General features: G+C 64.8%; 1 protein-coding gene. It reads right to left on the minus strand.

The window, feature by feature from the left end; translation table 11 throughout:
• Positions 1-437: ABC transporter substrate-binding protein (locus AACY49_RS31195; RefSeq protein ID WP_339528194.1), on the minus strand; the 437-nt coding region annotated here is incomplete at both ends.

Consider the following 437-nt stretch of genomic DNA (forward strand, 5'->3'; position numbering starts at 1 on the left):
AGGTGTCGCCACCGGCCTTCACCAGCGCCTGCCCCGTGGTGTGGGCGAGCATGTAGGTGTCGTAGGTCCAGTGCACCGTATTGGGCGAGCACTGCGCATTGGTGAGGTCGGAGGTCGCGGCACCCGAGTTGATGTAGACGCCGTTCTTCTCCTTGATGACGTTGTTGACGGCAAGCGCGACGCCGGAATTGGGCACGTCGACGATGATGTCGACCTTGTCGACGTCGAACCATTGCCGCGCGATCGCGGTGCCGATGTCGGGCTTGTTCTGGTGGTCGCCCGAGATGATGTCGATCTTCCAGCCCTTGGCGGCGAGGCCGGAATCCTCGACCCCATCTGGGCCGCCAGCGTCGAGCCCGGACCGCCGAGGTCGGCTTAGAGGCCGGACTGATCGGACAGGGCGCCGATCTTGACGGTCTTGTCCTGCGCGAACGCCA

Source organism: Pseudomonas sp. EL_65y_Pfl2_R96 (genome assembly GCF_963970905.1).
Taxonomy (GTDB): Bacteria; Pseudomonadota; Gammaproteobacteria; order Pseudomonadales; family Pseudomonadaceae; genus Aquipseudomonas.